The sequence below is a fragment of the Thermostichus sp. MS-CIW-40 genome, from assembly GCF_054058315.1.
The window spans coordinates 1-24,610 of the sequence record NZ_JBSSAC010000018.1; the positions used below are offsets into that span (position 1 = coordinate 1).

General features: G+C 57.9%; 27 protein-coding genes. 17 read left to right on the top strand and 10 right to left on the bottom strand.

Annotated features, from left to right (window positions below):
* Nucleotides 1-205: 205 nt before the first annotated feature.
* Complete coding sequence (locus ACVWXF_RS07390; protein ID WP_414351223.1) at nucleotides 206-1,219, top strand: ABC transporter ATP-binding protein; 1,014 nt, start codon at nucleotides 206-208, stop codon at nucleotides 1,217-1,219.
* A gap of 140 nt (nucleotides 1,220-1,359) precedes the next feature.
* A complete protein-coding gene (locus ACVWXF_RS07395) occupies nucleotides 1,360-2,214 on the top strand; it encodes an ABC transporter permease (RefSeq protein WP_457474047.1) in 855 nt (284 codons plus the stop codon).
* Nucleotides 2,215-2,238: 24 nt separating this feature from the next.
* On the opposite strand, the gene ACVWXF_RS07400 is transcribed toward ACVWXF_RS07395, so the two are convergent.
* Complete coding sequence (locus tag ACVWXF_RS07400) at nucleotides 2,239-2,454, bottom strand: hypothetical protein (RefSeq protein ID WP_011433464.1); 216 nt, start codon at nucleotides 2,452-2,454, stop codon at nucleotides 2,239-2,241.
* Between the two features lie 116 nt (nucleotides 2,455-2,570).
* Here ACVWXF_RS07400 and ACVWXF_RS07405 point away from each other — a divergent pair, with 116 nt between their 5' ends.
* The 4 genes from ACVWXF_RS07405 to ACVWXF_RS07420 all read left to right on the top strand — a co-directional run bounded on the left by ACVWXF_RS07405 (nucleotide 2,571) and on the right by ACVWXF_RS07420 (nucleotide 6,759).
* Nucleotides 2,571-3,221 carry a class I SAM-dependent methyltransferase gene (locus ACVWXF_RS07405; protein ID WP_011433463.1) on the top strand — a complete coding sequence of 217 codons (651 nt, stop codon included), beginning with the start codon at nucleotides 2,571-2,573 and terminating at the stop codon, nucleotides 3,219-3,221.
* Nucleotides 3,222-3,335: 114 nt separating this feature from the next.
* On the top strand, nucleotides 3,336-4,358 hold the full coding sequence (thiL, locus tag ACVWXF_RS07410) for a thiamine-phosphate kinase (RefSeq protein ID WP_457474048.1): 1,023 nt from the start codon (nucleotides 3,336-3,338) through the stop codon (nucleotides 4,356-4,358).
* A 206-nt stretch (nucleotides 4,359-4,564) separates the two neighbouring features.
* Complete coding sequence (locus ACVWXF_RS07415; protein ID WP_414330664.1) at nucleotides 4,565-5,158, top strand: hypothetical protein; 594 nt, start codon at nucleotides 4,565-4,567, stop codon at nucleotides 5,156-5,158.
* Between the two features lie 77 nt (nucleotides 5,159-5,235).
* Nucleotides 5,236-6,759, top strand: coding sequence for a S10 family peptidase (locus ACVWXF_RS07420; RefSeq protein ID WP_457474049.1), 1,524 nt, complete (start codon nucleotides 5,236-5,238; stop codon nucleotides 6,757-6,759).
* A gap of 370 nt (nucleotides 6,760-7,129) precedes the next feature.
* Here the strand turns inward: ACVWXF_RS07420 and ACVWXF_RS07425 are convergent, their stop codons facing one another.
* The gene (locus ACVWXF_RS07425) at nucleotides 7,130-9,106 is read right to left on the bottom strand and encodes a protein kinase domain-containing protein (protein WP_457474050.1); all 1,977 of its coding nucleotides are present in this window, start codon (nucleotides 9,104-9,106) and stop codon (nucleotides 7,130-7,132) included.
* A gap of 136 nt (nucleotides 9,107-9,242) precedes the next feature.
* On the opposite strand from ACVWXF_RS07425, the gene ACVWXF_RS07430 reads away from it, so the two are divergent.
* A complete protein-coding gene (locus ACVWXF_RS07430; RefSeq protein WP_457474051.1) occupies nucleotides 9,243-10,124 on the top strand; it encodes an inositol monophosphatase family protein in 882 nt (293 codons plus the stop codon).
* Here ACVWXF_RS07430 and ACVWXF_RS07435 read toward each other — a convergent pair.
* Together ACVWXF_RS07435 and hemE are read right to left on the bottom strand one after the other, a co-directional pair.
* The gene (locus ACVWXF_RS07435; RefSeq protein ID WP_011433457.1) at nucleotides 10,079-11,062 is read right to left on the bottom strand and encodes a glycosyltransferase family 2 protein; all 984 of its coding nucleotides are present in this window, start codon (nucleotides 11,060-11,062) and stop codon (nucleotides 10,079-10,081) included. The two genes, ACVWXF_RS07430 and ACVWXF_RS07435, sit on opposite strands and share 46 nt — an antisense overlap.
* Nucleotides 11,063-11,139: 77 nt before the next feature.
* A complete protein-coding gene (gene hemE, locus ACVWXF_RS07440) occupies nucleotides 11,140-12,240 on the bottom strand; it encodes a uroporphyrinogen decarboxylase (protein WP_457474052.1) in 1,101 nt (366 codons plus the stop codon).
* Between the two features lie 243 nt (nucleotides 12,241-12,483).
* On the opposite strand from hemE, the gene crtE reads away from it, so the two are divergent.
* From crtE to ACVWXF_RS07460, 4 genes are read left to right on the top strand one after another with little or no spacing between them, the layout of a single operon-like run.
* Nucleotides 12,484-13,377, top strand: a complete 894-nt coding sequence (gene crtE, locus ACVWXF_RS07445) for a geranylgeranyl diphosphate synthase CrtE (protein ID WP_414328882.1) — start codon at nucleotides 12,484-12,486, stop codon at nucleotides 13,375-13,377.
* Between the two features lie 50 nt (nucleotides 13,378-13,427).
* On the top strand, nucleotides 13,428-13,910 hold the full coding sequence (locus ACVWXF_RS07450) for a divergent PAP2 family protein (RefSeq protein ID WP_414328881.1): 483 nt from the start codon (nucleotides 13,428-13,430) through the stop codon (nucleotides 13,908-13,910).
* A gap of 13 nt (nucleotides 13,911-13,923) precedes the next feature.
* Nucleotides 13,924-14,571 carry a hypothetical protein gene (locus ACVWXF_RS07455; protein WP_414428247.1) on the top strand — a complete coding sequence of 216 codons (648 nt, stop codon included), beginning with the start codon at nucleotides 13,924-13,926 and terminating at the stop codon, nucleotides 14,569-14,571.
* Nucleotides 14,572-14,616: 45 nt separating this feature from the next.
* Complete coding sequence (locus ACVWXF_RS07460) at nucleotides 14,617-15,459, top strand: SirB1 family protein (RefSeq protein WP_414350903.1); 843 nt, start codon at nucleotides 14,617-14,619, stop codon at nucleotides 15,457-15,459.
* Between the two features lie 89 nt (nucleotides 15,460-15,548).
* Here the strand turns inward: ACVWXF_RS07460 and ACVWXF_RS07465 are convergent, their stop codons facing one another.
* Both ACVWXF_RS07465 and ACVWXF_RS07470 read right to left on the bottom strand, forming a co-directional pair.
* Nucleotides 15,549-15,731, bottom strand: a complete 183-nt coding sequence (locus tag ACVWXF_RS07465) for a hypothetical protein (protein WP_414342619.1) — start codon at nucleotides 15,729-15,731, stop codon at nucleotides 15,549-15,551.
* Nucleotides 15,732-15,931: 200 nt separating this feature from the next.
* The gene (locus ACVWXF_RS07470; RefSeq protein WP_414421547.1) at nucleotides 15,932-16,987 is read right to left on the bottom strand and encodes a TauD/TfdA family dioxygenase; all 1,056 of its coding nucleotides are present in this window, start codon (nucleotides 16,985-16,987) and stop codon (nucleotides 15,932-15,934) included.
* 212 nt (nucleotides 16,988-17,199) lie between these two features.
* Between ACVWXF_RS07470 and ACVWXF_RS07475 the strand changes: the two genes are divergently transcribed.
* From ACVWXF_RS07475 to ACVWXF_RS07485, 3 genes are all read left to right on the top strand, one after another.
* Entirely contained in the window at nucleotides 17,200-17,793 is a 594-nt protein-coding gene (locus ACVWXF_RS07475; RefSeq protein WP_457474053.1) for an IS607 family transposase, read from the top strand.
* Nucleotides 17,681-18,880, top strand: a complete 1,200-nt coding sequence (locus ACVWXF_RS07480; protein ID WP_457474054.1) for an RNA-guided endonuclease InsQ/TnpB family protein — start codon at nucleotides 17,681-17,683, stop codon at nucleotides 18,878-18,880. The genes ACVWXF_RS07475 and ACVWXF_RS07480 overlap by 113 nt, the downstream gene beginning before the upstream one ends.
* Before the next feature lie 188 nt (nucleotides 18,881-19,068).
* Nucleotides 19,069-19,899 (top strand): DUF1350 family protein, encoded by an 831-nt coding sequence (locus ACVWXF_RS07485; RefSeq protein WP_457474055.1) that lies wholly within the window; start codon nucleotides 19,069-19,071, stop codon nucleotides 19,897-19,899.
* Between the two features lie 315 nt (nucleotides 19,900-20,214).
* On the opposite strand, the gene ACVWXF_RS07490 is transcribed toward ACVWXF_RS07485, so the two are convergent.
* A complete protein-coding gene (locus ACVWXF_RS07490) occupies nucleotides 20,215-20,463 on the bottom strand; it encodes a hypothetical protein (protein ID WP_011433446.1) in 249 nt (82 codons plus the stop codon).
* 82 nt (nucleotides 20,464-20,545) lie between these two features.
* Here ACVWXF_RS07490 and ACVWXF_RS07495 point away from each other — a divergent pair, with 82 nt between their 5' ends.
* Entirely contained in the window at nucleotides 20,546-20,926 is a 381-nt protein-coding gene (locus ACVWXF_RS07495; protein ID WP_011433445.1) for an Npun_F0494 family protein, read from the top strand.
* Nucleotides 20,927-20,975: 49 nt separating this feature from the next.
* Nucleotides 20,976-21,215 (top strand): hypothetical protein, encoded by a 240-nt coding sequence (locus tag ACVWXF_RS07500; RefSeq protein ID WP_148202739.1) that lies wholly within the window; start codon nucleotides 20,976-20,978, stop codon nucleotides 21,213-21,215.
* Nucleotides 21,216-21,418: 203 nt separating this feature from the next.
* Here the strand turns inward: ACVWXF_RS07500 and ACVWXF_RS07505 are convergent, their stop codons facing one another.
* The 3 genes from ACVWXF_RS07505 to ACVWXF_RS07515 all read right to left on the bottom strand — a co-directional run bounded on the left by ACVWXF_RS07505 (nucleotide 21,419) and on the right by ACVWXF_RS07515 (nucleotide 24,140).
* A complete protein-coding gene (locus ACVWXF_RS07505; RefSeq protein WP_457474056.1) occupies nucleotides 21,419-22,450 on the bottom strand; it encodes a hypothetical protein in 1,032 nt (343 codons plus the stop codon).
* A gap of 356 nt (nucleotides 22,451-22,806) precedes the next feature.
* A complete protein-coding gene (gene ribD / locus ACVWXF_RS07510) occupies nucleotides 22,807-23,919 on the bottom strand; it encodes a bifunctional diaminohydroxyphosphoribosylaminopyrimidine deaminase/5-amino-6-(5-phosphoribosylamino)uracil reductase RibD (RefSeq protein ID WP_457474070.1) in 1,113 nt (370 codons plus the stop codon).
* Nucleotides 23,920-23,945: 26 nt separating this feature from the next.
* The gene (locus ACVWXF_RS07515) at nucleotides 23,946-24,140 is read right to left on the bottom strand and encodes a hypothetical protein (protein ID WP_414424293.1); all 195 of its coding nucleotides are present in this window, start codon (nucleotides 24,138-24,140) and stop codon (nucleotides 23,946-23,948) included.
* A gap of 281 nt (nucleotides 24,141-24,421) precedes the next feature.
* Here ACVWXF_RS07515 and ACVWXF_RS07520 point away from each other — a divergent pair, with 281 nt between their 5' ends.
* Nucleotides 24,422-24,553 carry a hypothetical protein gene (locus ACVWXF_RS07520; protein WP_457474057.1) on the top strand — a complete coding sequence of 44 codons (132 nt, stop codon included), beginning with the start codon at nucleotides 24,422-24,424 and terminating at the stop codon, nucleotides 24,551-24,553.
* The last annotated feature ends 57 nt before the right edge of the window (nucleotides 24,554-24,610 follow it).

Sequence of the window (24,610 nt, forward strand, 5' to 3'; positions counted from 1 at the left end):
TCCGGGCTTGTTTTGTTCTCTGGTAGAGCAGAACAGGCTCAGGGCTACTGAAAGCCCGCTCCGTACCGCTTAGCGGTCGGAGCCGGGTAGTTTACCTCCCACCATCCCTGGGGGGCTGGCGGCAACGAGCAAGAAATGGTGGCGATCCCTGGCCTCATCTCCCGAACAGGCTTGATAGCCTAGAGGAAGCGAGATGTGGATACCCATGTCAGATACTCCTGCGGTCTTGGTAGAGCAACTTCAGAAGCGCTACGGATCCACAGTGGCCGTGGCGGATGTCTCCTTTCAGGTGGAACCCGGCCAGATCTACGGCATTCTCGGCCCCAATGGAGCGGGCAAGACCACCACTTTGCATTGCCTCTGCACCTTGCTCCGTCCCGATGCGGGCCGGATAGAGGTGTACGGGATCCCAGCCAGCGAAAACCCCAAAGCGGTACGAGAAAAACTGGGGTTTGTTGCCCAAGAGGTGGCTTTGGATAAGGTGCTGACCGGGCGAGAATTGTTGCAGTTGCAGGCCGATCTCCACCACCTGCCTCGCCCCTTGGCTCAAGAGCGAATCGTTGCCGTCCTGGAACTGCTGGGGCTGACCGACCGCGCCGACCAACTCATCGGTACCTACTCCGGCGGGCTGCGCAAACGCTTGGATCTGGCGGCAGGACTGCTCCATCAACCCCAGGTGCTGGTCTTGGACGAGCCCACGGTGGGCCTGGACATTCCCAGTCGGCTGGCCATCTGGGATTTTCTGCGCCAACTCAAGAACACAGGGATCACAGTGGTGCTCAGCAGCCACTACCTGGAGGAGATCGACCTGCTGGCGGATCGGGTAGCCATCATCGACCGGGGCAAGGTGATTGCCGAGGGAACCCCCGAGGAGCTGAAAACCCGCGTCGGCGGCGAGCGCATCACCGTCAAGCTGCAGGAATTTGCCCCGGCAGAACTGGCCCAGCGGGGTGCCCAACTGCTGGGATCCCTGCCCTTTGTCCAGAAGGTGGTGATCAACAGCGCCCAGGGCAACGCCCTGAACCTGGTGGTGCAGCGGAATGGAGAGGATCCCCTCAGCCAGATTCGCGCCCACTTGCAGGCTCATGGGCTAGAGGTGTTCAGCAGCACCCAGTCTCGTCCCAGCTTGGATGATGTGTATTTGGCGGCAACCGGGCAAACCCTCATGGATGCGGAGCTGGCCGCTGCCGAGGCCAATCTGGGCAAAAAGAAAAAGTAACTTCATCCCCTCATGATCGAGCCCCATTGATCCCTGTACAAAGGCATATCGAGATATTTATTGGTTGTATTGGTTGATGGATTAGATACTGCATTCATTCATCACACACTCATTGATCACAACTCTACAGGAGCTTGGGTATGAACTCTGCCTCTTCCCCGGTTCAATCTAACCCGATCCCCCTTCTGACGGCTGATTTTTGGCAGGAGACCTTTGCCCTCACCCGCCGCTTGTTTATCCAACTGCAGCGTCGCCCCACAACCTTGCTGGCCGGCATTATCCAGCCGTTGCTCTGGCTGATTCTATTTGGAGCCTTGTTTCAGAATGCTCCTGCCGGCATTTTCGGGGCCGGACAAAACTACACCCAGTTTTTGGGGGCGGGAGTCATCGTGTTTACGGCTTTTGGTGGAGCCTTGAATGCTGGGGTGCCGGTGATTTTCGACCGAGAATTTGGCTTTTTGAACCGGCTGTTGGTGGCTCCCCTCACCTCTCGTTTTTCCATTGTTCTCGCCTCTAGCCTGTTCATCGTCAGCTTGGCGCTGCTGCAGACGGCGGTGATTGTGGGGGCAGATTACGCCCTTGGGGCCGGGATCCCCGACGGGCCAGGCTTGGCGGTGGTGGCCCTGATCGTGGGCCTGTTGGTCTTGGGCTTCACGGCGCTGAGCTTGGGCTTGGCCTTTGCCATGCCGGGGCACCAGCAATTGCTGGCTTTCATCTTTTTGGTGAACTTGCCCCTGATCTTTTCCAGCACGGCCTTGGCTCCCCTGAGCTTTATGCCCACCTGGCTGCGTTGGGTGGCCAGCCTCAACCCCCTCACTTTTGCCATCGAGCCCATCCGCCATGTTTACCGCAGCAGCCATTGGAGCTGGGCCGATGTGGTGCTGCAGGCTCCCTGGGGCGATCTCACCCTGGCGGGATCCCTGGGCCTTTTGACGGGGTTTGTCGTAGTGTCGGTTCTACTGGTGCAGGGGGTGTTGCGCAAAAGCTTGGCCTGAGCATCTCTGCCCAGGCTGTGCCGCTCAAAGCCACTGGCGGGAAACGGACTTCTCCATAGCTGCCTGTGCCCGCTGCACCAGAGCCAGGGGGCTGTCCTGGGCTGGGGAAACGCTGAGAGAAGGAGTAAGGCTGCGAGCCTGCAGAGCCATGTGGAGCTGCAGTTCGGTTACGTACTCCCGCAGGCCAAAGTTAGACCCAGAAGAAGAAGGAGCCGCTGAAGAGGGGTGAGACACAGACATCACGGCAAAGAGTCCTTCGCGAAATGGCCACTGTTGCTCTGCTAAGGTATCACGCCCACCCCTTTTCCGAAGCTTCCAAAATGTTAGCTTTGATTAAGATTTGCAACCGTTTGGCCATGGTGGTGCTCAAGGATTGGCAGCGCTCCAAGTTGGATCCCAGCGACGATGCCCTCTTTTACAGCTATCCTCGCTTCGTGACTCATGTGGATTCTGGCTTCATCGGCCAGCTCACCGATCTATACCGCGAGCATTTGCGGCCCCAGACCCGCATTCTCGATCTGATGAGCAGTTGGGTCTCCCATTTGCCGCCTGAGATGGAGTTTGCCCATGTGGAGGGGCATGGGATGAACCCTGAGGAACTGGCGGCCAACCCCCGGCTGGATCACTTCTTCATCCAAAACTTGAACCAAAACCCAAGTCTGCCCTTCCCTGATCAATCCTTCGACGCGGTGCTAAACACGGTCTCGGTGCAATATCTGCAGCAGCCAGAGCAGGTGTTTGCCGAGGTGTATCGCATCCTAAAGCCCCAGGGCCTCTTCATCGTCAGCTTCTCCAATCGCATGTTTTTCCAGAAGGCGATCCAGGCTTGGCGGGACAACTCTGAGGCGGGGCGAGTGGAGTTGGTCAGGCGCTATTTTGAGTCGGTGCCAGGGTTTGCGGTGGTGAAGGTGATCCAGCGGCCTGCCCCTATGGGTTGGCTGGGCTTTTGGGCAGGCGGAGGCGGGGATCCCTTCTATGCCCTGATTGGACAGCGGACGGCGGGGTAGAATTCTCCAGCTTGCCTGTGGCGTGCAGGCGGGATCCTTGGAAATATCCAACAAGACTCCAGCATCCACCAGATCTTGCAGCTGTGTTATCCTCGCTACCCTCAGAGGTCTGTCTTGTTCTCCGGTCTTTCTGACAGTTCTTCCCCACAAAACGGCAATCCTTCCCCCCTACCCATCTCGGCAATTGGGGAGGCGGGGCTGCTGCAGATCGTGCAGCGCTACTGTCCGGCCCAGGTGGTGGGGGATGATGCGGCGGTGTTGGCTGCTCCGGAGGGGCAGTTGGTGGTGACAACCGATGTGTTGGTGGAGGGAGTTCACTTCAGCGATCTGACGACCCCGGCCCATGCGGTGGGCTGGCGCGCGGTGGCCGCCAATCTATCGGATCTGGCCGCGATGGGATCCCGTCCGCAGGCGTTGGTGGTGGGCTTGGGCTTGCCGGGCTCCACACCGGTTGCTTGGGTGGAGGAGCTTTATCAAGGGATGCGGGACTGTTGCGCCCGCTGGGAATGCCAACTGGTGGGAGGGGATCTGTGTCGGTCGCCGCATCGGTTCGTGGCGATCACGGCTTTGGGAAGGGTGCAGCCGGGGCGGGCCATTCAGCGCAGACGGGCTCAACCCGGCGATTGGCTGGTGGTGACAGGGCCCCACGGAGATGCGCGGGCAGGCTTGGAGCTGCTTCTCCATCCTGAACAGGGATCCTCAGCTACGGCGGCCGAGCGCGAGCAGTTGATCAGGGCTCACCAATACCCACGCCCGCGCCTGGATCTGGTGCCCCTCTTGGAAGGGATCCCGGATCCCTTGCGCATTGCCGGCATGGATACCAGCGATGGTTTGGCAGATGCCCTGGTGCAGGTGTGTCAGGCCAGTGGGGTGGCGGCGAGGATCGAGGTGGAGCGGATCCCGATTTCAGAAGCTTTGCGGCAGGCTTTTCCGGCCCAAGCCTGGGAATGGGCGCTCTATGGAGGCGAAGATTTTGAGCTGCTCCTCAGTGCCGAGGTGTCGGTGGCCAAGCATCTGTTGGAAGAATTGCCAGGGGCCGTTTGGATTGGAGAAGTGACAGGCTGGGATCCGCAGGGAACCGTCTGGCTGAAGGACGGGCAGGCCCTCAGCCGTCAACAAGCCTTCCAGCATTTCTGAGAGAAGTTGTGCTGCAGGATGGTCACCCAAACTGCCAACAGTTGAAGACAAATCGACTTGTGGGGGAAAACAAGCTTCAGGAAGGATTCGGTAACCTAGAAGCGGAGAGAAGTTGAGATAAGGAAGCAAATTGACCTGGAACAGCTTCAGGCAACTGCTGAGAACTCCGCAGAACTTGGATTGGAGAAGCATTGGAGACTCTACTCATGAAAGCTATCTTAACAGCAGCCATTCTTGGCCTGGCCGGGATCCCTGCGTTGGCCCCCTTGCCCAGTTCGGCTCAGCCGCTTTTTGAATTGGGTGCCTACCGCCTTGAGCAGGGGACGATTATCCCGGTCGGCAGCCTGAGTAGCGAAGGGCCGCAATACTTTTATCCCGACACCGTCTATCCCCTGGAAGTGGCCGTTACTCAGAACATTTTTGACAGCCAGGGGCGCTTGGTGATCCCGGCGGGTAGCCGCATTTTTGGACAGATGGAACCTGCACCGGGCGGATCCCGCTTTGTCGGCACTTCCATTGTTCTCGGCGGTCGTACCTACAGCCTGCGGGCTTCCTCCAACATCCTCCACGACGAAAAGGATCCCCGTCAGTATTCGGCTGAGGCCATCGCTCAGGATGCAGCCATTGGGGCAGCCGCGGGAGCCATTTTGGGGGCCATCACGGGCAGAGTATCAGTGGGCAATGTCTTAGGAGGCGCCGTGACCGGAGTGGTGGTGGGCAATGTTACCGCTCCCCAGGTGGTGGTGCTGCGCCCCGGCCAATCTTTCAATCTGACCTTGGAAGCTCCGCTGACGCTGTGAGGTTCCATTTGGAGGTGTTGATGGTCGGCGACTTGTGATTCACTGGGGATCAAGTTGCCGATCCCTGTTTTCATTTCATGGCTACTGAATCCAAGCCCACTTCCCCCCTCTCCTCCACCGAGCACAGGTTTACGGCTGGAGAGGAAAGCTTCACCTACCAAGCGCTGGCCGGTTGGCAGACCCTTTTTCAGCGGGAAAAACCGGTGGCCGAGATCTTTCACGTCGCCTATCTAAAGCAAGACTCCGCCTCTCAGCACCGCCCTCTCACTTTTGTGTTCAACGGTGGGCCTGGGGCAGCTTCTGCCTACCTGCACATGGGAGCGCTGGGGCCCAAACGGATTTGCTTCGGGCCCAACGGCAGTTTGCCCCCCTCCCCGGTGCGGCTGGTGGACAATGCCGAAAGTTGGTTGCCCTTTTCCGACCTGGTCTTTGTCGATCCGGTGGGGACGGGGTTCAGCCGCGCCCTGCCCAAGGATTCTCAAGACCCCAAAGATTCCCGGGAGAAATCCGATCCGGCATCCAAGCCCCCTCAGCCGGATGCTAAGGCGGAGGAGCCTCCTAAGGAATCGCCCTTCTGGGATGTGGAGCGGGATTTGCAATCCTTGGGAGAATTCATTCAGGGCTTTCTTTCCCGATACAAACGCTGGCTTTCCCCCATTTTCATTGCCGGCGAGAGTTACGGTGGGTTTCGGGTGGCGCGGCTGGCCAAGGAGCTGCAATCCAAGTTTGGCGTGGGCCTGTCGGGGGCCATTCTCATCTCGCCTGCGATTGAGTTTGGGTTGCTGGAGACCAACGATTACAACCTTAGCACCTGGGCAGCCCTTTTCCCTTCCTATGTGGCCACAGCAGCCCATCATGGACGGTGTGGCTGGGGGGAGGATTTGCAGATCCTGCTGCCCAAAGCAGAACACTTTGCCCGACAACGTCTGCTGCCCCTCTTGGCCATGGGGGAGGCAATGCCAGAGGCAGAACGGCAAGCGGTGTATCAGGAAATGGCAGCAGGGATCGGCCTATCTCCAGAATATGTAGCCCACAAAGGCGGGCGGATCGATATCGCCAGTTTTGCCCGCGAGCTGTTGCGGTCGCAGCGACTGGTGCTGGGGCTCTACGATGCTTCTGTAACCACGGTGGATCCCTTTCCGGATCGGCCTACCTTCGAGGGATCCGATCCCACCTTGGATGGGATCGATCGCCTGTTCACGGCAGCCATCAACAGCCACTTGCGAGAGACCTTGCAGGTGGAAACGGAGTTGACCTATCACCTACTGAACCTGGAGGTGTTCAAGTCCTGGCGGTTCACCCCAAAAGGAGAGTTTAAGCAAGGATTCATCGGGGCAATGGACGAGCTGCGCAGCAGCATGGCCCTCAACCCCCACATGCGGGTGAGCATTCATCATGGCTTTTACGACCTGGTCACGCCCTACTTTGCCTCGAATCACCTGGTGGATTTGATGAAGTTGGATCCGCGGTTGAAGGCCAACCTCACCCTACGTCATTATCGCGGCGGACACATGTTCTACACCTGGGATCCCTCGCGATTGGAGTGGTTTACAGAAATGCGTGAGTTTTACTCGAAAACAGCTTCCAGCTCAGAGTCATAACATACTCGCCGGGCGAGGATTCTGGTTCCTGGTTTTGCAGCAGCACTTATAGTCAATTCAAATGGCAATGAGACACTAGCCGGTGCAATAGCTCCGCTAGAAAGTTCCTCTATAGCGTGCATCCTTGCCCTCTTGAAATTTAGGCCAGGACAGTGGCCCACACCCAAAACATTGCATGCACAGGGCCATAGGGCTTTTCTCAGTAGCTCAAACGACCCTACTCCCTACAACCAGTCGCGTAGCTCTGAGCTGGGGATCTCACGGCGCTCCCCGGTAACCGTGAGAAAAATCGTGAGAAAAATAATGAGCGGTTTTGATTCCTGTCTTTCCCTCTTCTTGAGAGAGAGAACTCAGATGGGATCCCTGTGGGCTAAGGGGCTTGTTGTTGACTTTGAACAGGAGGGATCCGGCGCAAATTCAAAAGCACCATTGCGCTAAGGGGGCGCGTGTTGGCCAGTAGCCCCACGATCAGCAGCAGCCAACTGTTCAAGGTAGTATTGTCCAGCAGCCAACCCATCAACAGAGCCGATCCTGCCCCTTCGGCAACTGCCGCCAAGATCCAAGCCCGGCTACCTTTCCAGCGCTGAGACCACAAGGCCCATTGCAGCCCACCAACGCCGACCCCCACCAGCAAACCGCGCAGCGCATCTCCCATTGCCTGCAAGACATTTTGGAGCCAGGGATCCGTCGGGTTAAAAGCAGAGGTTGCCACCCCCACCTGGGGAGCGAGGAAATCCGCCGCCGCCCAGCCCAAAGCCGTGGCCAGCAAAGTTGCAGCCACCCATCCCACCGAAACCTGCCGCCGCAACACCGCCCACTGTAGCAGCCCCATCAGGAAGCCAAGGCCGGCTCCAGCCACCGCTTCTTGTAGTGATCCCAAAGCCGCCAGCAGAGGCGCTGATGCCCCCAGCCCCAGGTAGCCGATCCCAGCCGCCCCCAAATTGGCCAAGAGCCAACTCAACGCCGACCCTTTGCCCAGGCGGGGTGCATTCAGGGGTGCATCCAACAGATGAGAGCCGGACTTGCTGTTGACATGTTCTTGCCCAACTTTCTGCTCTACCTCGCGCAGTCCCTGTTCCGCTGAAGGGTTACCCGGTTCCAGCCGCAGCACCCCTTGATAGTCCATCTGGGCAAGGCCCCAATGCCCCTGTCGTTGGTGGGCCAGACCGCGGTAGAGATAGTAGCGGGCTTCGTTGGGGGCGCTCTGGATCAGCTCGTTGAGCAAATGGACGGCCATCTTGTACTCGCCTGCCTCGATCAGCCTTACCGCCCGTTGTAGCTTTTCTTCCTCGTCTGGGGCGGCTCGACCCATCGGCTGTTGGGAAGTCGGCTGGCCAAATCCGGTCGGGATCCGCTGGGGACGAACACCTGGAGATGCAGGAGATGAACTTGAGGGAATGAACGGGGCAGGAGGGGCGATCTTGTTTCCATAGACAGCCTGTAGCTGCTGGCCGAGCACTTCCATGTTGGCCGGGCGGAGGGCAGGGTCTTTCTCTAGGCACTGGAGGACAACCTTCTCCAGGGCAGCGGGGATGGGGTGGGCTAGCTTGTGGTCTTGGAAGGGGCGGGGCTTTTGAAAGTTGTGGACGTGGTACCAGCCTTGCAAGGTGTCGGTATCCGGCTCGAAGGGCAACGCACCAGTTAACAGCTCGTACAGCACCACCCCCAGCGAGTAGATGTCGGAGCGGCCATCCAGCTTTTCTCCGCGCATTTGCTCCGGCGAGGCGTAGACCATCGTGCCCAAAAAATAGCCCGTCTGCGTCAGGCCACGAGAGGTCTCCCCCATGAGCTTGGAAATGCCGAAGTCCAGGATCTTGACCCGCTCTTTCCCATCGGGCCCTTTCTGCACAAAGATGTTGCTGGGTTTAATGTCGCGGTGGATGACGCCGCGAATGGAGTGCTTGCCCAGATCCATCTGAAAGTTGTGGGCGTGGTGCAGGGCAGAGCAAATCTGCAGAGCCAAGTTCACCACCCGCTCTGGGTGCAGGGGGCCTTCCCGAGCCAGCACATAGTCCAACCCCTGGCCGCTGTAGGGTTTGGCATTCAGGTACTCCATCACCAGATAGGGCTGGTTTTGGTACAGGCCGTAAGAGCGCACCTGCACGATGCTGGGGTGCTCGCCCAATAGAGCGCTGACCCTGGCCTCATCCATGAAGCGTTGCTGCAGTTGCTGGTAGTACTCTGGGCCCATGTCCGGGGGCGGCGGGCGCAACAACTTGACGGCCACCAGCTCGTCATTGAGCTGGGTATCCACCGCCTCGAACACATTGCCGTAGCCACCCTCGCTGATGTGGCGGGTCAGCCGGTAGCGGTTGCCAATCAGTTGTCCAATCAGGCGCTGGTTCATGGAGGAGGGTGGCCAGCTGGGGAGTTTACCTATGATTCTAGTCAGCTTAGGGGCTTAAAACCTGCTGGTGAGGGATCCGCTGCCATTGCGACCCCTTTTCCACCCCAAAAGCCAGGGATCCCGCTAGGATTGGGGCATGAGTGCTCCTTCTGCAACTGCTGCTCTATCCCCTTTCTGGCTGGAGGTTACCGAGTTTGCCTTGCAGGCTACGGCCAGCGTGGGATCCCAGCTCTTGGCAGACTTTGGCCAGGCCCACCCTACGGTTCGCGCCAGCGGGACGGAGTCCTTAAAAGCCGACGGCAGCTTGGTAACCTCTTCTGACCAGTGGGCAGATCGCGCTTTTCAAGGGGCCATTGCCGCTGCCTACCCCGATCACGGTTATCTGAGCGAGGAATCCAACCACATTTTTCCCGAGAAGGAGTGGTGTTGGGTAGTGGATCCTTTGGATGGCACCACCAATTTTGCCCGTGGGATCCCCATTTGGGGCAGCTCCTTGGCTTTGCTGCATTGGGGCGTGCCGGTGTTTGGCTGTGTCCATCTGCCGCCCATCCGCCAGACTTTTTACGGTTATTGGCCTCGGTTTCCTGGGGATGCAGCGGCAGGGGCTTTTCTCACCCGCCACGACCGGGATCCCGCCTGTCCCCAGCCAATCCGTCCTAGCACCGCCTCACCCGGCCCCAACCAATTGTTCAATTTCTGTTCCCGCAGCAGCCATTGGATTAGCCCGCAATTCCCTTGCAAAGCGCGGATGTTGGGGGGCGCTGCCTACAACCTGCTGGCGGTGGCCGGTGGCAGCCTTTTGGGGGCGGTAGAACGCTCGCCCAAGATCTGGGATGTGGCGGCAGTGTGGGTCATTGTCAAGGGGGCCGGCGCCGTTTGGGAACCCCTGAGCTGTGCCGATCCGGATCCCGGCCAGCCTCTCATTCCCGGCAAGGATTATGGCCGACTCACTTACCCCGCCCTGGTGGCAGCTCAAGCCGAGTGGATCCCCTTATTTCGCGCCTTCATCGCTCTGTAGCTTTCGTAAACGGCCTGCACGTTGTACCAGTTGAGGAAAAAAATCCGGCACAGCTCCAAGGCCAACTGCGAGCGGCCATGCCGGATCAACCAGCGCAGCAGCGGTTCCACCCGCTTCTCGTTCAGCCAGCCCCCCAGGGATAAAAGGCCCCACAGGAATTGGTGCAGGGGCGTCAGTTGGATCATCAGGCGCACGGCCCAGGTGGGGTGTTTTTGGTAAAAGAGAATGCCCATGCGGCCCCGCTGCCGTTCCCGCTCAATCAATCCTGGGATCTGCTGCAGCTCAAAGGGCGGATGCCAGTGGTAGCCGGTGGCCTGGGGGCACTTGACCAGGCGCAGGCCCAAACGTTTTAGCCGCACCCCCAGCTCCAGGTCTTCCCAGCCGTAGAGGTGAAACCGCTCGTCAAAGGGGCCGGCGGGGGTTTCGCAGGCCAGCTCCAACCAATGGCGGGCAATGGCCACGTTGCCGGTGGCGAAAAAGGCTGCCGAAAAATCGGTGGGCTTGAAGGGTTCGGAGCGGGGATCCTGAAAATTGCTCGTGTTGATCACCCGCCCGTAGGTGAAGACCTTGGCCTCGTGGGGGGAGCGGGGATCCCCTGTAACGCCGTGCCGCCGCAGCATCTGGGCGTGGCTGGCCAAGAAGTGATCCACCACCACCAGGTCGCTGTCGATAAAGACGATGAGGGATCCCTGGGCGTGGCGAAACCCCAGGTTGCGGGCAGCGGCGGGGCCGCGGTGCTCCTGCTGCAACAGTTTCCACTGGGGCAAGCCAACGGGGTTGTTCTGCAGCCATTCCACTGTGCCATCGGTGGAGCCATCGTCCACCACCACCACCTCGTAGCCCTCGTAGGGGCCGGGCTGCTGCTGCGCCAGGGCCCGCAGACACTGCTCCAAAATGGGACGGCGGTTGTAGGTGGGAATGATGACGCTGATGTACACCGGGGATCCCTAGGGATGGCTGTACAGCCCTTGAGCAAAAACACCTCAGGGAAGAGGGGTTCCCACTGCCTGTTGGGCTAGAGGGCTTTTAGGAGCTCTGCCGACTGGCGCACCGTCTCGAAAAAGTAATGGACATTGGCCTCTGGAGTGCTTGGGTGAATGCCGTGGCCCAGGTTCATGATATGCCCACGGGATCCGGCTTTTCGAATCACCTCTAGGGTGCGCTGCCGGATGAACTCCGGGGATCCCAGCAATACCATCGGATCCAGATTGCCCTGCACCGCCAGGGATCCCAGGCGAGCCCTGGCCTCTGCCATGTCGCTCATCCAATCGAGGCTGAACACGTCGATGCCGGCTTTGCCCACCCGCTCCAGCAAAGCGGCGCTGCCGTTGATGTAGAGGATCAGCGGCACCTGCGGATACCGAGCTTTCACCTGATCCACAATTTGCTTTTGGTAGGGCAAGGCCCAACACTCGTAATCGGCTGGGCTGAGCTGGCCGGCCCAAGTATCGAACAACTGCACCACCTGGGCACCGCCCTCGATCTGGTAGATCACGTAGCGGGCAATGCTGTCGGCCAGCTTACTCAGCAACTGATGCAGCAATGGCGGCTGCGCGAAGGCCAAGCTCTTGATGTGGGCGTAATCTTTGGAGCTGCGCCCTTCCACAGCATAGCAGGCCAGAGTCCAGGGGGAGCCGACAAACCCCAGCAGCGTTGCTTTCCCTTCCACCTCGCGGCGCAGGGTGCTGAGAATGGTCTTGATAAAGGGCAGACTTTCTTCCGGTTCCAGGAGGCGGATGCGTTCAATTTGGGCTTGGGAACGAATCGGCGGGTCGATGATTGGCCCCTGATGCTCCACCAGCTCAAAGGGGATGCCCATGCCCTCAAGGGGGGTGAGGATATCGCTGAACAGGATCACCCCATCAGGGGCAAAGGCCCGAAACGGTTGCAACGAGATCTCGACGGCCAGCTCCGGGATCTCGCAACGCTGCTTAAAGGTGTACTTGCTTTGCAGCTCGCGGTAGGCCGCCATGTAGCGACCCGCCTGGCGCATCATCCAAACTGGAGGGCGATCCAGCACTTCCCCTCGGGCCGCCCGCAGCAAACGGTCACCCAAGTGCTCCGCACCGCTGGCGGTGGAGGAGGTGGCGCTGAGCTGAACAGGCGAGTGGGACATAGGAGGGCAATCCGGCTAAAGATCCTTATGAATCCTGACATTGTGGCGACAGCAACCGCAAGTTGGCGGCTCAGGATCCCTGCAGTTTCTTCATCGGCTGCAACTTGCTGTTACTTCTTACCCTTTTGGCCTCTGGGCTGGGATCCCCAATTAAAGTGGACATGAGATAATGACACCTGACAAGTCTGTTGAAGAACGGCTCGACAAGGATCCCCCCATTGCCGAGTTGAGAGGAAACCCCGCTTGGTTGCTCAAACCTTTAACCTGAAAGCCTACCTGAGCCAGCGTCAGCAACAGGTGGAAGAAGCTCTCTCTGCAGCTTTGGTTCCCGCCTATCCGGAGCGCATTTACGAGGCGATGCGCTACAGCCTATTGGCAGGGGGGAAGCGCCTCAGGCCCATCCTCTGTCTGGCTGCTTGCGAGTTGGCCGGCGGCACTGTGGAGCAGGCTCTGCCTACCGCCTGTGCCCTGGAAATGATCCACACCATGTCGCTGATCCATGACGATCTGCCGGCCATGGACAATGACGACTTTCGCCGCGGCAAACCCACCAACCACAAGGTGTTCGGCGAAGACATTGCCATCTTGGCGGGAGATGCCCTGCTGGCTTTTGCCTTTGAGCACATTGCCAGCCAAACTCAGGGGGTACCGCCGCAGTTGGTGTTACAGGTGATCGCCCGCATTGGCCATGCTGTGGCTGCAACCGGGTTGGTAGGGGGGCAGGTGGTGGATCTGGAGTCGGAGGGCAAAGCCATTTCCCTGGAAACTTTGGAGTACATTCACAGCCACAAAACCGGCGCTCTATTGGAAGTCTCGGTGGTTTCGGGAGGGATCCTGGCGGGGGGAGATGAGGAGCTGCTGGACCGCCTGAGCCGCTACGCCCGCGATATTGGCTTGGCCTTTCAGATTGTGGACGACATTTTGGACATCACCGCCACCAGCGAGCAACTGGGCAAAACGGCAGGCAAGGATCAAGCTGCCGCCAAAGCCACCTATCCCAGCTTGTTGGGCCTAGAGGCCTCCCGGCAAAAAGCCGAGGAGCTGATTCAATCGGCCAAGGAAGCGTTGCGCCCCTATGGATCGCGGGCAGAGCCGCTGCTGGCTCTGGCAGATTTCATCACTCGCCGTCAGCATTAGGACAGGACAAGGGGACAAGATCAGATGGGATCCCTGGAGACCCTGCTCGCATGTCTGTGCTGGAGAGCCGTATGCTGCAACAGTTGATGGCCAATCATGTCCTCTGGGTTGCTTTGCTGGCCAGTGTGTTGGCCCAAGCCATCAAGCTGATCCTTTCCTATGTGCGGTCAGGCAAGGTTAACCTGCGAGTCTTGGTGGAAACCGGGGGAATGCCCAGCTCCCACGCAGCGTTGGTGACGGCTTTGTCCATTGGGGTGGGGATGCAGGAAGGCTGGGACAGCCTGCTGTTTGCCGCGACGGTGGTTTTCGCATTGGTGGTGATGTACGATGCCGCGGGGATCCGCCAAGCCGCCGGAAAACAGGCGCGGGTGCTGAATCGCCTCCTGGAAGAATGGTTTGAAGAAAAGGGCGCCGACCGTTTTCCAGAACCCTACCTGAAAGAATTGCTGGGGCACACTCCCGTTCAGGTCATGGCCGGCGCGGCTTTGGGGGCAGCCTGTATTACATTGTCGTTTGCCCTGGGAGTAAACTGAGAGCCATTGGGGCATGCTAAGGCAGAAGTACCGCGGGGTGGTCATGGCTTCCAGTTCTCAACCTCGTCCGATCCAACGTTGCCCTTCCTGTGGCAAGCCGATCCCAGCCTACCGGTTCAAGTCTCCCTACTGCGACCACTGCGGTTGGCGGGCGGCTCCGGCAGCGCAAACCCCTCAAAAAGGTGGATCCCTGGGCCAGAAAATCGCAGCTCAGGTAAACGGGATCGGATCCCAAGGTCAACGCTTCAAGGTGCCCCCTCTGCTACAGCCGCTGCTGAACTTCAACTTTTACCTCTATCTGCTCTGGGGGATCAGCCCTCTGTTTCCGCTGGTGGTGGATCGACCCCTGCTGGCCGAATCCAACTATCTGCTCCTAATCCCGCTTTTGTTGAGCTGGGGGCTGCTTTATTTGGCGGTGCGAGATCTGCCGCTGCCGGACAATTTGCGGCTGCCGCGCCTGTTGTTGGATGTATCGTTCATCCTGCTGCCCTTCTTCCAGAAAATTAATGTGTCCAAAGCCCCCAACCGACCCTATTGGAATGCTCTGCTGATTTGGGTGATCGGGATCCTGCTGCTTGCCGCTTTGCGGCTTTGGAGCTTTAGCCTGCTCCTGACGGCGGTGACCTTGCTGTTGACCAGCTTTTGCACGCTGCTGTTCTAACCGAGATCCTTGCAAAGAACCTCAATATTTAATATTTAACATTTCATGAGCATTCCTGCTGCCCGTCAACGCTTTGCCCTTGAAATCCAATCGGAGCCCATCGATCTGGGTCGGGCGGCCCTCTGGATTGCCCAAGAAGCCTATCCCGATCTGGAGGTGGAAGAGTATGTGGCCGCTCTGGATGAGATGGCCGCAGAGGTGCAAGAGCGCCTTCCCCCGGAGCGTTATCCCCTGCGGGTCATCAAGATCTTGAATCACTATCTCTTTGAGGATCTGGGCTTTCGTGGCAATCGCGAAGATTATTACGACCCACGCAACAGCTTTTTGAACGAAGTGATCGATCGGCGCACCGGGATCCCGATTACGCTGTCGCTGATCTATCTAGAGCTGGCGCGGCGGATCGATTTTCCCATGGCAGGAGTGGGCATGCCCGGCCACTTTTTAATCCGGCCCCTGTTTGCAGGCGCCGAGATTTTTGTGGATCCCTTTCAGCAGGGGGAGATTTTATTTCCAGAAGATTGTCAAGAGCTTTTGTCGCAAATCTACGGGCCTGGGATCCCTTTCCAAGAACACCACCTACGCCCCACCCCTCCCCGCCTGATCTTGGTACGCTTGCTCAACAACCTCAAGCAAATTTATCTGAGCCGCGCCGAACTGGAACCCGCTTTGGCAGCAGCGGAACGGATCTTGTTGTTGATCCCTGAATCCTTGCCCCACCTAAGGGATCGCGGGCTGTTGTATTATCAGTTGGGCCGTTGGCAGCAAGCCTGCCAGGATCTCAAGCGCTACTTAAAACAGGCGCCTTTCCACCCCGAGATCAATCGCTCTGATGAGCATTTAATCCGGGAAATTGTCGAGAGATTGGAATCTCATCCCGACTCATGCTAGGAGCATGCACAATTGCTCTCAGTTGTGCGTTGTGTAAGTGTGTAAGTTTTGAGCAAGATCTGCCGTCGTTTGCAAGCAAGGCTAGGTTTCTAGCAGGGATCGGAAGCAGCCCTTACCTCTTGGCGCAAAATGGCTTCCACCAGCTTATCCAAAGCCTCTAGATCAGATAGATCATAGTTTTTTTCCCAGAGGATTTGGTTAATGCTGGACTCCTGCTGCAGAGTTAAAACCGAAGATTGTAAAACCTCATCGATGATCTGGCGAATGCTCATCTTAACCTCGCAATCGTGAGAAGAATTGATGGCTTTGGCTCATAAGCCTAGAATGCTGGAAACGCTCTGCGATAGCCATCGTGAGGATCACGTATTTTGACATCAGAATCTGGGGCGACTCATCCAAACCCTTTCGGGGAAATCGCCAATAGTACTTTTACGGACTTGAGCTATGGATGGCGCTGAAGTCTGCGAACTTCTCAGGATCTTCTGAGACAGACCTGCTCCCCATTGAGGGCAGCTTGGGCCTCATCATCTGTTGCGAAGGCGGTGCGAATGATGCGCTCACCGGGATGGCGATCCCCTGCCGAAAGGCCGAGATCCCGCACCACAAATGAGCGCTGGATCCAGCGGTCGAAGCCATCGTAGCGGGGAGAGAAGGCAGTCCGTCCGTGAACGGTGCGGCGATTGTCAATACAGAGCAGATCCCCTGTTTCCAGCTTGATGCCTCGGTAGACAGCGTGGATTCCCTTCCTCAGGGCTTCTAGAGCCAGACTGGCTTCGGGGGTGAGCCCCACCATCAGGTCTTCGTCGTAGTTCCAGAAGGGATCCTCTCGACGGCCATACAGCACCGGCAAAATGGGTCCATTGATCAGGGCTTGCCGGTTGCCGAAGGAGTAGTCGATGCCAGTGCGATACAGGGGTTCAAACAGCAGCTCCCGCTCTCGCTCTCCCAGCAAAGGCAGGACATGGCGGATGCTGGCGTAGGTGGTTTCCGCTACACGGTCATGGTCGGGGCGCAGGCAAAACAGCAGCAAAAACTCCGGTGAGTGGGGATGAAAAACCGTCTCGCGGTGAAACTGTAGCCGAGTGCGGGATCCCTCGGAAGATTGCACCTCTTCGCTGTCGGGAGTAGGCACCAAGTTTTGAAACAAATCCCCGTTTTTTTCTTGGATGTAGGAGACCAAATGCCCCAAGCGGCTGCCGATCATCGCCAAGCAGCGTTCGCTGACAAAAGTGGTTTTCTCCTCAGAGCGCTGCGCCAGAGCCGGTGTGCGGGTATGGTCTAGTCCGGGATCCACGGGCAAGCCCCGCAGCAGCAGGATCCCTTCCGAATTGGAATACAACTGAAACTCCAGCAAGGCCCGCCGCAGATAACGGGGCAGCTCATCTGCCCGCATCTCGCAGTCCAGGAGAAATTCTTCTGTTTCCCGATAGGGATCGGGCCCAGGTGCCAAAAACAGGTTTATCGTCTTTTCATCAAAGCCCCGACAATCGATCAGCAGGCATCCTTTTGCAAGCTGTGAAGTCTTCATCACGATCCCTCACCACCCACTGCCCTAGTCATAGCAGCCGCAGCAACTTTTGGGCAGGGATCCTACACTCAAAACCCAATCTCGGCGAGTGTAGCGCACTACCCTTCGGTGCTAGAACCTCAGTCTGAGGCGGGGCAGAGCAAGGCTCTAGTCAATGATACGCTGGACTATACTGGAAATAATGTATAGCATGTTCAGCATGACTGCTTGGTATGGCTAGGTATGTAAAACCGAGAGAAGCGGCCGACTATTTCGGGGTGTGTCTCCACACTTTGAGGCGATGGGAGCAGAAAGGTTGGATCAAAGCAATACGTACGCCATCTGGTAGGGCAAGAAGGTATGACCTCGACAGTTACATCAGAACGCCAAAGAAAGCCAAACGAGTCGTTTTGTATGCCCGAGTTAGCAGCCGAGGGCAGAAGCCAGACTTGGAGAGACAGATTGCAAGACTGGTTAACCTCTATCCTGGAGCCGAAGTGGTCGGAGAGGTTGGCGGCGGTCTCGACTTCAAAAGACCGAAGTTCCTTGCCTTATTGGAACGAGTTCGTGCGGGAGATGTCGGAACAATTGTGGTCGCTCACAGGGATCGACTCTGCCGGTTTGGATTTGAGTTCGTTGAGTGGTACTGCCGTCAATACGGGTGCGAGGTCTTGGTTCTCGACGACGATCACCTTTCTCCCCAACAGGAACTGGTTGAGGATATCCTCACCATCCTGCACTGCTTCAGTAGTCGGCTCTACGGACTCAGAAAATATCGGGCTGCAATCGAGAAAGATACGGATTTATCCGGAACCGGCGTTGGCTAAGATTTGGAAGCATTGGCAGGCGGCGTGCCGGTACTGCTACAACCAGGCGACTGCCTATCAGCGTCAGCATGGTGCTCCAAGAACGGCCAGAAAGCTGCGGGACATCATCCTGCGCTCAGACCTGCCCGGGTGGGTGAAGGACGCCCCCTGCCACATCAAGCAGAACGCGGTCGTCGAGGCGTGGTTGGCGTTCCGCCGAAGCAAAGACGCGAGGTTTCGCAGTGTGCGGGACAGGTCGCATACGCTGCAGTTCAACGCCGGCAACTTTCGCAATGGAACGTGGTATCCGAAACTCACCCGAGGTTTGGCGTTTCGTGCATCCGAGGAGATGCCCAGAGAATGGGCGCGCGGAACTGAGCTAATGCGGGTGAAAGACAGATGGTATGCCATCTTCCCTGAGCCCGTGAACGAGCAGTGTTCATTAGCAAAGGGGGTTGTTGCGCTTGACCCTGGAGTAAGAAGTTTCTTTACAGGGTTTGATGGGGCAGGTTTTGTAGATATCGCCAAGGGAGACTTTGGCAGAATCGCTCGGCTGTGCTACCACCTAGACGATCTGCAGTCTAGGCTGAGTAAAGCGCCGAGGCCCAAGCGTAGGCGAATGCGGCAAGCGGCGTTTCGTCTGCGGGAGAGAATCAGGGACTTGGTGGACGAGTGCCATCGCAAGGTAGCGGCGTTCCTAACGGATAACTACCGATTGATATTCCTCCCTACTTTCGAGTCAGCCAAGATGGTTGCCAAGGCGGGGAGGAAGTTTGGTAGCAAGACAGCAAGGGCGATGCTCACCTGGGCGCACTACCGGTTCAAGCAGTTCCTGAAGTTTCAAGCCCAAAAGAAAAACGTGGTTGTCGTGGAAGTATCGGAAGCGTACACCAGCAAAACCTGTACTAAGTGCGGGCACATCCACACCAAGTTGGGTGGCGCAAAGGTGTTTAGATGCCCCAAGTGCAACCATAGGCTACCACGAGATTGGCAAGGCGCTCTGGGTGTTATGCTCAGAGCTTTGCGGGATACCGCCTTTCTGTTCAGTAATGGACAGAATGCTATCGCTGCACCGTTGAGCAGTAATGGTCAGCAGTGTTCAGCGTAAATGTATCAGTTTTGCCTGCTGCATCAGAAGTTAACTGGGGATCCCCATGTCTGGGCAAGATGTCCATTAGGATGAGTTCCAGGGGCTGGCCAGCGCGGGGAACCGGCGTAAAGTGGGCAAAGTGGGATCTGCCGAGCGCTGGGTTATGGGGAAAGCTTCAACAAACTCGCAGGCGAGGTTGCAACACCATGGCACCAACTTGGCAAACCGATGGGCATACTTGGTTCCTTCTGCCCCCTCAACCCCGCGCCGTCGTTCACTTTCTGGGTGGAGCTTTTGTGGGAGCTGCCCCGCAAGTGTTCTACAGCCGCCTGCTGGAAGAACTGGCCCGTATGGGCATGGCCGTTGTTGCCACCCCCTACACCACCGATATCGATCACGCCCAACTGGCGCTCAACGCAGCCCAATCTTTGCACAGAAGCCTGCAAAGCAAGGGTTTGCTGGAGTTGCCCCTGTTTGGTTTGGGTCATAGCCTGGGCTGTAAGTTGCAGATCCTCGCTTGTCTAGCCGTTCCTTCTCTGGGATCCCGTCGGCGAGGCAATATTTTTCTGGCCTACAGCAACGCTGGGTTGGATCGGGCTTTGCCATTGCTGCGGCTGTTGGCTCAAGCTTGGCCTCAACAACAGCTTGCCGATCTGTGGCGGATGTGGATGGGATCCTCCTCGCCACCTGTGAATCTGTGGTTAGAGTTCGAGCCTTCCCCAGCAGAAACCAACCGCTTAATTGAGGAGCAGTATCCGGTTAGACACAACCTGCTCGTAGAATTTCGACAGGATGATATTGACGACATTCCTCTGCTCTACCAGCAGCTTTGCCGCAAGTATCAAGGCCACACCGAGTGGCAGCATCTCGAGGGGGATCACCTCACTCCACTGGGTTTTAGCTACCCTTTCCAAGTCGGGCAAGAGTTCAGCCCCATCGATGCTTTTGGACAGTTGATCTACCAGAACCTACTGGCCCCCAACCACCAAATGATCCGAAGCATCCGAGCCTGGCTGGCAACCCAATTGGCCCATTGACATTCTTCCCACGGCTCAAGTCAACGGATTTTTTCACAGCTTGCAGGATTTCTCCCGCTCACTGTTGGCAAGCGGGCGGCAGGTCTTGCTACTCCATCCTTGCGGATGCAGGAGGATGCCATAACCCCAGATACTTTGGCCTTCCATTTCAAACTAGATTGAAACACTCCCTAAGCGTTCTCCGCTGCCGCCCTACCCCCAGCAAGAGAGGGGAGCTAGATGGAAATGTTTCATTCCGGCTTAAAACGACTATAAAAGCTGCGTCACAACCTCGCTAGCGGAGCTACTGCATTGGTGTAGCTCATGACCGCCCATTTACTGATCAAGCCAGCTCAAATCGGAGAGCAGATCTTGAGAGTAGGAAGAGGGGGACTGCGCTTGCAGATGAAACAACATCTGAAGGGTATCGCTCATCAGAAAGTAACAGGTCAAGACGCCGCCGGCAGCCACAGCCACCAGTGTCCCTGCCAACATGCGCGAGAACTCCTGACTCTGAAAAGCCTGCTCCATCAAGCGCAGCGCCCAGAATCCCAGGAGGACAACAATGGCAAGGATGATCAACATATCGTAATTTATTGTAACAAGCCTGCTGCTCAACGGCCATTGACAGAATTGAATAAGAACATAAGGACTCCCCTTGTCCCTCATGCTCCATGACTCTGAGTCAGTGTACAGAAGGGCTTGGCGTGCCTGGATTTGCAGCCCTTTTCGGTTGCCCTTGCTGCAGGCCATGAGCACAAAAGGGATCCCGCCGGCAAAGATTGCAGGTTGGGCGGGCGTTCAAGCGGGCTACAGCCGACGCCCGTTATCGGAAATGCGGGTGGATCAGGAGCTGATGTGGCTGATTCAGGTGGGGCTGTTGCGGCGGGAAGTGGATGGGCAGGGGATCACGGATCGGTATCGTCTGGCACCTCTGGGTCGGCAGTTGCTGCAAGATCTGGAGAGGGATGAAGCTTTTGCCGGGATCTCGGCAAGCTGGGCAGACCACCTGCAGAATAGGCTGACCCGCTGGCGGCTGCTTCCCTGAGGATCCCCTACACTGGATCCAACTTTCAACGCCGCTCTCGAGGGGGGATATGGTACGGCCAAGGTTGATGCGTGTGCCCGGATCCCTGGCACTCCAACGTCCACTCCAAACCTCTTTGCAGCGGCGCAGCCAAGCAATTAACCGGCGCAGCAAGTCTATCTACCGCAAAACCCGCTCCCTCTACCGACGCAACTTGCCCCTTTATCTGCGCAATTTGCTGTTGCAATACCGCACCAGCCTTATCTACAACCTCAAAGCCAGGCCTGTCAGCAGAACCCGTCGAGGATAGCAAGCCCCCCTCTGGATCCCAGCACAGCGGTCTTCACTGTGTGAAAATGGCCAAATGGCGATGAACGGTACTCCGCCGAGAAGACTTGTGTACCTTCATGTTCGCGACCATTCTCAGTTCGGGGGGTGGCTGAGCGCTCCGCGCCGCTGACGCGACTACCCCCAGCCTTTCTCCCAGAGGGAGAGTTGGGAACCAGCGCAAGACTACCGGATCGTGAAGCGGCCAACTCCCACCTTCTCGCCGTTGACATGAATCTCGACGCGGTAGCGCCCGGTGTAGGGTTGGCTGAAGCTCAGAAAGCCTCGCACGGTATCGGCCAAGGGATCCCAGGGAACATCTAGCCTGCGGATCAGTTGCTCGCCCCCAGCTTCTCCGCCCTCGTAGTACCAGAGCATCTCCACCTTGGCGTTGGCAGGAAGGTTGCCCACCGGCAAGATGGCCCAGATCAAGGTGTCAGTGGTCTTGAACTCGGTTGTGGCCTCGCCAGGGCTGCCGTCCCCCCGACCTCGGTACAGGCCGATTGTCCTTAGCCCCGCCTCTTTGGGGGTTCCTTGGCTGTAGGCACGGGCATCCGCCTGCGCTTCCTGACCTAGGCGATCCAGCTCGGCCAGCAAATCTTCCTGCTGCTTCAGGGCATCGGTTGCTTCCTGCAGCCACCGGGCGATCTGCCGCTCTACGGTTGGGGCTTCCGAAACCGGGGAAGAAGGCTGTGCAATCGCCCCGCTGAGGTTGCGAATGGGAAAACCCTGAGCTGTCCCCACCTCGCTGCCCAGTAAGTTCAGCCAGCGGCTTCGCAGTTCAGGCATCATCTGGGGCTTGGCGGCGTAGGCAATGCGCACACTGCCGCTTGGGCCTCGGGTGATCCGGCCAATCTCATGTTCCTCAACTCCACTCACCGTTCCACGACAGCCAGCACTGCGAAACTCGTAGAGCACATCTTCTTCGCTCTCCCGATGGAACTCCCAAGTCGTTTGGGGACAGTTGGCCAGGAGGTTGTCCCGCATGTGGTTGGCAAGAAAGCGCGGCGATCCCTCGACATGAACGTCCATGACGGAGAGCATCTCTCTCCAAGAGGCCAAGCTCTCTCCGGGCCGTGTGAGAAGGGTTAGAGTAACCCCTTCTAGGACTTGATGATCGGCGAAAACCCACTCCCCTGGATCCCCCTCGATGACGACGTTTCCCGATGGACTGAGGAAAGCGGATGCAAACAGCAGGCTGGCAAAAAGATTCAACACAATGCCCTTCCTTATCCTGGGATTTGTACTTGAAAATGAGATAGGACGACTTTCAAGCCGCTCACTGGGCAAGCAAAGAAGGGCTGGACAAAGAGGCTAGAGTCTTCGTCGTTGCCGTTTGCAAGGCTCACCTCAGGAAAATCTCGATAGATCCCTACAGCTTGATTTTGCTGACCTTACCAAAACGTCAATTGACCCCCCAAAACATTGACCAGCCTAGCACAATTGAGCTCAATTCTGAACCCCACTTTGCAGAAATGCCGTGTTTTTCTGATGAGTATATCCATTTACATTGAACAGATATCAGCCTGTTCGTTCAGAAACCTGAAGCTCCCTGTATGGCAATCGAAAGCTGGTCACTTTAGTAGGTTACTGTGGCCAACTGAAGAGGAGATCTTTCCGATGATCAACCAGTTATCCCCCAAGGTCTCCAGCCGCGGCTCCACCAGTTGCCAGCTTTGGTTGACATCAGGGATCCCCTCCCCTGCTACCGGGGTTGGCGCAGCGGCTCCGCCTAGGATCTTGGGAGCGATGAAGGCGGCTACTTTCTGGATCGCCCCATCTTTGAGGGCTGCCCAGGCCAGCGTGCCCCCGCATTCCCAGAGGGCACTCAGACACCCCCGCTGAAAGAGCACCTGTGCCGCCCGCGAGGGGGTTACTTGGGGCAGATGCAGCAGCTCCACCCCCTGCTTGGCCAGGGATCCCCACAAAGGATGGGTTGCCACAGCTTCTGTGATCACCAACGTCGGCGCTTCTTCCACCTGCCACAGATGGGCGACGGGAGGTAGGTTCAGGGAACGGCTGAGGACCACCCGCAACGGCTGGGATCCCTGCAACTCCGCCAGGCGACAGGTGAGGCGCGGGTTATCCTGCCAAACGGTTCGGGATCCAACGATGACGGCATCATGCCAGGCCCGCTGTTGGTGTACCCACTGCCGCGCCGGAGAGTTGCTGATCCAGCGGCTGTGGCCGGTGGCGGCGGCGCTCTTGCCATCCAGGGTCATGGCGTATTTCAGCAGGCCGAAACACTGTTGCCGCACAATGGCGAAGGCAAACCCCTCGTTCAGCTCCTGGCACTCCCGCTCCAGCACTCCCACCGTCACGTCGATCCCCGCCTCCTGCAGGCGGCGGATCCCTTTGCCAGCCACCAAGGGATTGGGATCCTGCATCCCCACCACCACCCGCCGGATCCCGGCAGCTAGGATGGCCTCGGTACAGGGAGGGGTACGGCCATAGTGGTTGCAGGGCTCCAGGTTGACGTAGAGCGTTGCCCCTCTGGCCAGGGATCCCGCCTGTTGCAGAGCCAACACCTCCGCATGGGGCTGCCCTGCCCCCGGATGAACGCCTTCCCCCACCACCCGATCCCCCTGCACGATCACGCAACTCACCCGCGGATTGGGAGAGGGACGCTGAGGTGTAGAACGGGCCAGGGATAGACACCGTTCCATCCACTGCTGATCCGAGATCACAAAATGGGCATCCAATCCAGAGTGGCTCAAAGCAGTGACAAGGCTGCCAGCTTGCGGTTGAAAGCTGCAATTGCCTTGGATTCTAGCTCTACCACCTGCAATGCGTAGTCGCGGGCGCGGGCCTTTTGTTCGTTGCTGACAATCTCTCCCGAACGCAGGCGATCCAACAAATCTGAGGGATCCAACACCTCATCCATCGGGAAGCGGCCCAGATGAATCATGATCGGCAGGCATATTCTTCGCCAAGAATCAGAGCGGAAGTGAGCGTGGGTGATTCCCTCTCTCCCAGCTTGAGGGTGGGACGAGCCTTGCGGCCAACCACCACCTGGCGATGGGTCTCGATCACTGCTCTGGCCCGATCTAAATCTTGATTTTTTGGATCCACGGCCAGCCTGAGGCGATGGGCGATGAAATCCGCAGTGGCGATGTAGAGCAGAGAAGGATCAAAGCATAAACCCGCGTCTGGGCAGTTGACGCCACCGTTGCACAAAACGCCGGGAAGGTGATCCCCGCCTCCACCACCGTGGTCACCCCTGAGCGGATCCCCGCCTCATCCGCCGGCAGACAAAAATCCCCCACCGACGTGAAAACCCAGTTGCCCGATTTTGTCCAATCCCTGGTCGGGATCCAGTAGATGTGCGTTGATAAACAGGGTGGCAGCCACCAGAACTCCTGTCAACAAGGCGTTAGA